Below are 4,744 nucleotides of genomic sequence, written 5' to 3' on the forward strand. Positions count from 1 at the left end.
TCCACGGTCGGGTACCCACACCCTCACGAACGGCCGAATCATCACACCGGTAACGGCCTACCAGGACGATTCAGCAAGATCGTGTTACGAGCTCTTAGGCTGCGATTCCTTGCTTCCATGATCCCTCCAGAACGGAGTCCGCCCTCGCCTGGCATGTTGGCATGCCCTTGTCGAGGTTGTTGCTCATGGATCAAGTTACTGCGTGTGGACGGGTAGAGGGTAAGTGCGACGCAAGGCTGGTGATGTGCCCAGTGGTTTCGGAGTGCTGCAACACCGCGTTCGGGCCGACCGGAGGGGGTGGTGGGAAATCTCCGCTGGAGCGCGAACAAGGCGTACACGCCGCAACGACAGAGATCCGCCTCGTTATTCGAAGCAGTGTTCCCTCTAGCGTGGCGGGAGGCACCCTGTCACCACCCACGCTCACCCGCACCTCCCGCCCGGACGCGCCGAGGTGCGGCCCCGGGGGTGGTGTCGGGCGGGGATAAAGTCCCTGGGTGCTGAGAAGACGTCCGCAAGTGCTGTGGTTGCTGGTCCCGTACGTGCTGTACCTGGGGGCCCTGCCGTGGGTGAACCGGGTGGAGCCCGTCGTGTTCGGGCTGCCGTTCCTCTTCGTCTGGATGCTCGGCGCGACCCTGCTGACGCCCGTCGCCGTCTGGCTGACCCGGCGGGGGGACCGCCGGTGAACGCCGCTGTCGCCACCTCCGTCTTCGCCGGCTTCATGGTGCTCACCGTCGTGCTCGGCCTGCTCGCGATGCGCGGGCGGGGCGGCGGAGGGGGCGGGCTGGCCGAGTGGTCCGTGGGCGGACGGAGCCTCGGTGCCGTCTTCATCTGGGTGCTGATGGCCGGTGAGGGTTACACCAGTTTCAGCTACCTGGGTGCCGCGGGCTGGGGCTACAACTACGGCGCGCCCGTGCTGTACGTCGTCGCGTACATGTCCTGCGGGTACGCCCTCGGGTACCTGGTCGGCCCCACCCTCTGGGGGTACGCGCGCAAGCACGGTCTGGTCGGGATCACCGACATGGTCGCGCACCGTTTCCGGCGGCCCTGGCTCGGTGCGCTGGTCGCCGTCCTCGCCACCGTCTGCCTGCTGCCGTACATCCAGCTCCAGATCACCGGCATGGGCGTGGTCGTCTCGACGATCTCCTACGGTGCGATCAGCCTGAACTGGGCCTACTTCATCGCCTTCGCCGTCGCCACCGGCTTCGTCGTGGTCAGCGGGCTGCGCGGCAGCGCCTGGGTGTCGGTACTGAAGGACGTCATGGTCATCGGGACCCTCGGCTTCCTCGCGTTCTACGTACCGGTCCACTACTTCGACGGGTACGGCCCCTTCCTGGACCGGATCGTCACCGAGAAGACCGACTGGCTGACGTTCCCCGGCCACGGCGACAGCGGGCTCGGCGAGGCGTGGTTCATCAGTACGTCGTTCCTGAACTCGCTCACCGTGGTGATCTTCCCGACCACCGTCGCCGGCTACCTCGGTGCGCGGAACGCGGACGTGCTGCGGCGCAACGCCATGTGGCTGCCCGCCTACAACGTCCTCCTCTTCGTTCCGATGCTGCTCGGCATGGCCGCGCTGTTCGTCGTGCCGGGGCTGGTCGGGGCGGAGTCGAACCTCGCCCTCTTCGAGCTCGTCACCGACTCGCTGCCCGCCTGGGCGGTCGGCGTCATCGGGGTGGCCGCCGCGCTCTCCTCGATCGTGCCCATGGCCGTCTTCATGCTGGTCATCGGCACGATGTGGGGCCGCAGCGTGCTCTCCCTCGTGCCCCGCTGGCGGCAGCGGCAGAAGGGCGCGGCGCAGATCGTGGTCGTGGTGGCCGGCGGGCTCGCGCTGCTCCTCACGTACACCGCGCCCAACACTCTCGTCCGGCTCTCGCTCATCTCGTACGAGGGGATGGCGCAGCTGCTGCCGATGGTGCTGCTGGCACTGGTATGGCGGCGGCTCACCTTCGCGGGGGCATTCAGCGGGCTCGTGGTCGGGGCGGTCGTGGTCTGCGTACTCGTCTTCAACGGCAACGACCCGGTGTGGGGCGTGAACGCGGGGCTCGTCGCCCTGGCGGCCAACCTGGCGGTCGCGCTGGCGGTGACGTACGCCGGGCCGCGCGACCGGGACGACCGGCCGGACGACGAGGTGCTCGCCCGCGACGAGATCGAGCCGGCGGCCGAGGCGACGGTCGTCTGAGTCGCCGAGGGGCGGCCTTGGACCGCCCGGTGTGATCCAGGCCATCGTGTATAACGGCTGGAGAGGTCCGCGCCCGGCGAGAGCCCGGTGGCGGACCGGAAACACGAGTGACGTGAACGGCACGAGCGGCGGAACAGGAGGAGTTATGGGCGACGCGTACGCGCGCACGAACCCGTACACCGGGCGCCTCCGCGGTTCCTTCGCGCGCCTGCTCAGGCCCGCGGGTCTGCTGCTCCTCTTCGTCACCGAGATCCTCCTCACCGAAGGCGGCAGCCTCTCCGCCGCCGTCGCGCTCGCCGCCACCGCCGCGGCGGGCTCCGCGCTCCTCGCCTGCTCGGTGATCAGCGCGCGCTGCGCCGTCCCCGTGCCCCGGACGCGGGTCCGCACCGCGCTGCGGGACCGCCGGCACCGTACGGCCTTCCTGCCGCAGCGAGATCCCGACGCCAAGGGGCGTACCCGCCCCCGCGCACCCGGCCGCGCCGTCCTCCGCACGGCCGCCGCGTAAGGCTCTCGCCCCTTCGGACCCGACACCGACGCGCCCCTCCACGGGCGCCGTCCTGCCGATCCCGTACGCAGTCCACGCGCCGCGCCCGTGACCCCGCGCGCCCGCAGGTCCGCCCTGCCCGCGCCGGCGGCCCCGCGTTCCGACTCCGTACTCCACCGGCACGACGAGACCCCTCGGAGGGCTCCCCATGTCCGCGCTCATGTCCGTTTTCGCGAGCCTGGTCGGCGCGTTCGCCGACCTGCTCCACCCGCTGTTCCAGTCGGCGTCCACCGCCGCGGCGATCATCCTGTTCACCGCGCTGGTACGCCTCGCCGTGCACCCCCTGTCGCGGGCCGCCGCGCGCGGCCAGAAGGCCCGTACGCGCCTCCAGCCGCAGATCGCCGAGCTGCGCAAGAAGCACGGCAAGAACCCCGAGCGCATGCAGAAGGCGCTCATGGAACTGCACAAGGAGGAGCAGGTCTCGCCGCTCTCCGGGTGCCTGCCGAGCCTCTTCCAGATGCCCGCGTTCTTCCTGCTGTACCACCTCTTCTCCAGTGCGCGGATCGGCGACGACGCCAACGGGCTGCTCGGTCACCAGCTCTTCGGGGCGCCGCTGGGCGAGCGCTGGCACCACGCCCTCGCCGAAGGGGGCGTCTTCGGCGGCCAGGGGCTGGTCTACCTCGGCCTCTTCGCGGTCGTCGCCGTCGTGGCCACCTTCAACTACCGGCGTACGAAGCGTCAGATGGCCCTCAACCCGGTGACACCCACCGCCGGCCCGGACGGCCGGCCGGTACCGGGCATGGGCGCGATGACGAAGGTGATGCCGCTGATGTCGTTCTTCACCCTCTTCACCGTGGCCGTGGTGCCGCTCGCGGCGGCCCTGTACGTCGTCACCAGCACGACCTGGACCGCGATCGAAAGGGCCTACCTCTACCGCGACGTACCGGCCGCAGGCGTGGCGCTGGCTCCCCTCGGCTGACCCTCGGAACACTGTGCCTGCCTGCTGTTCCAGGCCCCTGCTCACGTCCAGAGACTGAACACGTCTTGCCAATTCATCCGATGTCTAGCAGGCTGAACAGGTTTTGTGGGCTGTGCTGGGTACGGTCCGAGGCGGTCGCCGCACCGCTCCGGACCGGGCCGGCGCCCCATTCCACCCAGGCATTTCTATCCAGGGAGTGGCACCCGTGAAGTTGCTTCGAGTCGGCACGGCGGGAGCGGAGCGTCCGGCTCTGCTCGCGGAGGACGGAACACTGCGCGACCTGTCGGGGGTCGTCCCCGACATCGACAGTGCGCTGCTCGCCGACGAGCACGGGCTCGACCGGGTGCGCGCCGCCGCGGCCGACCCCGGTTCGCTGCCCGAGCTGGACCCGGCGGGACTGCGGACCGGGGCTCCCCTCACCCGCATCGGCAAGATCATCTGCATCGGGCTGAACTACCACGACCACGCGAAGGAGACCGGCGCGGCGATTCCCGCGGAGCCGATCCTCTTCTTCAAGGCGCCCGACACGGTCGTCGGCCCCGAGGACACCGTCCTCGTGCCGCGCAACAGCGTGAAGACCGACTGGGAGGTCGAGCTCGCGGTCGTCATCGGCCGTACCGCCCGCTACCTCGAATCGGCGGAGGAGGGGCTGGCGCACGTGGCCGGCTACGCGACCGCCCACGACGTCTCCGAGCGCGAGTTCCAGATCGAGCGCGGCGGCACCTGGGACAAGGGCAAGAACTGCGAGACCTTCAACCCGCTCGGCCCGTGGCTCGTGACCGCCGACGAGATCCCCGACCCGCAGGCGCTGCCGCTGAAACTCTGGGTCAACGGCGAGCTGAAGCAGGACGGCACCACCGCCGAGCAGATCTTCCCGGTCGGCGAGGTCGTCCGCTACCTCAGCCACTTCATGACGCTCTACCCGGGCGACGTCATCAACACGGGCACCCCGGCCGGCGTCGCGATGGGCCACCCGGACCCGAAGCCGTACCTGCGCGCGGGCGATGTCGTCGAGCTGGAGATCGAGGGGCTCGGACGCCAGCGCCAGGTGCTCAAGGACGCGTGACACGTCGTACGAACGCCCCGGGGGCCCCGCGCGGAC

General features: G+C 70.1%; 5 protein-coding genes. All 5 read left to right on the plus strand.

The window, feature by feature from the left end; all coding sequences use genetic code 11:
- Positions 1–524 precede the first annotated feature (524 nt).
- Complete coding sequence (locus ACWD3D_RS33625) at positions 525–683, plus strand: DUF3311 domain-containing protein (protein ID WP_323180469.1); 159 nt, start codon at positions 525–527, stop codon at positions 681–683.
- Positions 680–2,179, plus strand: coding sequence for a sodium:solute symporter family protein (locus ACWD3D_RS33630; RefSeq protein WP_451464504.1), 1,500 nt, complete (start codon positions 680–682; stop codon positions 2,177–2,179). Before ACWD3D_RS33625 ends, ACWD3D_RS33630 begins: the two co-directional genes overlap by 4 nt.
- Before the next feature lie 145 nt (positions 2,180–2,324).
- Positions 2,325–2,684 (plus strand): DUF6412 domain-containing protein, encoded by a 360-nt coding sequence (locus ACWD3D_RS33635; protein WP_451464505.1) that lies wholly within the window; start codon positions 2,325–2,327, stop codon positions 2,682–2,684.
- Between the two features lie 187 nt (positions 2,685–2,871).
- On the plus strand, positions 2,872–3,642 hold the full coding sequence (locus ACWD3D_RS33640) for a YidC/Oxa1 family membrane protein insertase (protein ID WP_451464506.1): 771 nt from the start codon (positions 2,872–2,874) through the stop codon (positions 3,640–3,642).
- Positions 3,643–3,847: 205 nt separating this feature from the next.
- On the plus strand, positions 3,848–4,708 hold the full coding sequence (locus ACWD3D_RS33645) for a fumarylacetoacetate hydrolase family protein (protein WP_451464507.1): 861 nt from the start codon (positions 3,848–3,850) through the stop codon (positions 4,706–4,708).
- Positions 4,709–4,744 lie beyond the last annotated feature (36 nt).

The sequence above is a fragment of the Streptomyces sp. NPDC002690 genome (assembly GCF_053592415.1).